We start from the raw sequence: 1,579 nt of genomic DNA on the forward strand, positions 1-1,579 counted from the left end.
CCGGTGCCCCCTCCCTGCGCCCCGTCCGCCCCGCGGCAACCGCTTGCCGGAACCGGTCCGGAGGAGCGGCTCGATCCGTCCCCCGTTCATCACCACGACCGGGGGCGCGGACCGGATCGTGGAGAGCGGTACGCACGCCGCATTGTCGGCGGCCGACGGCGGGTACGCGCGCCTGCCCAGCGTCCGGGCCCGCCGAGCGCCCGCGCACACCGGCCCGTGCCGGGCACCGTTTACCCGGCGCCCGGCACGGGCCACAATGTGCGGGTGCTCAAGGAGTTGCTGCCCGCCGACGTGGAGTCCGCGGAACTGTTCGGCGAGGCCTCGGAGGAGGACCTGCCGCCGCTCTTCCCCGAGGAGGAGGCGGTGGTGGCGAGGGCGGTGGCCAAACGCCGCCGGGAGTTCGCCGGCGTACGGGCCTGCGCCCGCGAGGCGCTGGGCCGGCTCGGCGTGCCGCCGGCGCCCCTGCTGCCCGGCGAGCGGGGGGCACCGGGATGGCCGGAGGGGATCGTCGGCAGCATGACGCACTGCGCCGGGTACCGGGGCGCGGCCGTGACCCGCCGGGGTCGGTGGGCGGCGCTGGGGGTGGACGCCGAACCGCACGAGCCCCTGCGGGACCCCGGGGTGACGAACCTGGTCACGGTACCCGTCGAGCGGGAGCGGGTGCTGCCCGCGCTGGCCGACCGGCATCCCTCGGTGCACTGGGAACGGCTCCTGTTCAGCGCCAAGGAGAGCGTCTACAAGGCGTGGTTCCCGCTGACCGGACGGTGGTTGGGGTTCGAGGAGGCGGAACTGGCGCTGCGCCCGGACCCGGACGGTCCGGGGTCGGGGGCCTTCCGGGCCCGGCTGTTGGTGCCGGGCCCGGTGGTGGCGGGACGGGAGATCCCGGGGTTCGACGGTCGGTGGCTGGTGCGCGGGGGGTTGGTGCTGACCACCGTCACCGTGCCGGGCTCCCCCGCCGGGGCCGACACCGGCGGCCGGTGACCGGGCCCGACAGGGGTCCGTCGCCCGCCGCCGCGGCCGGGCCGGGGCTCAGTCGGCGCGGGTGCGCCAGGGCTCGTAGTGGGGGTTGTCCCGGCACTGCGACATGATCTCGATGCGCAGTCGGGGGTCCACCGGGCAGCCGCCCGCGACGAAGGAGCGGTCCACCCCGCCGGGGAAGGCGACCTCCACCTGCTCCGCCCAGCGGTGGTCGTCCCCGATGGTGCCGTTGACGTCGATGCCGCCGGGGGCGTCGATGTAGTAGTTCCAGCCCACGGTCCACCAGTACTTGTACAGGTCGTGGTCGTAGGTGGTGCTGACGAACGGCGAGGGCTGGTTGACCTGCGTGTAGGAGTACAGGTCGTACTGGCCGTTGACGGTGTCCCAGGGCCGGAAGCCCTCCTCGAAGATCACCGAGGGGGCGCGCCGGTCGGCGCGGTAGAGCTTCCGGCAGTCGGTGCGCCAGGTCGGCTCGGGGGTGATGCGCTGCAGGTCCACGTCGCGGACGGCCGCCGCGTACAGCCGGTCCTCCACCACCGGGCAGGCGGCGGCGGGGTGGACGGCCGCCGGGGCGGCGACCGCCGTGGCGACCGCCGGGGTC

Annotated in this window: 2 protein-coding genes; one reads left to right on the plus strand and one right to left on the minus strand. The window is 75.7% G+C overall.

Annotated features, from left to right (window positions below):
- The first annotated feature begins 264 nt into the window (after positions 1 to 264).
- Entirely contained in the window at positions 265 to 981 is a 717-nt protein-coding gene (locus FOE67_RS25315; protein ID WP_182667144.1) for a 4'-phosphopantetheinyl transferase family protein, read from the plus strand.
- A gap of 48 nt (positions 982 to 1,029) precedes the next feature.
- Here FOE67_RS25315 and FOE67_RS25320 read toward each other — a convergent pair.
- On the minus strand, positions 1,030 to 1,579 hold a 550-nt coding region (locus tag FOE67_RS25320), incomplete at its 5' end, for an ADP-ribosyltransferase (RefSeq protein WP_182667145.1).

The organism is Streptomyces calidiresistens (genome assembly GCF_014141525.1).
Lineage (GTDB): Bacteria > Actinomycetota > Actinomycetes > Streptomycetales > Streptomycetaceae > Streptomyces > Streptomyces calidiresistens.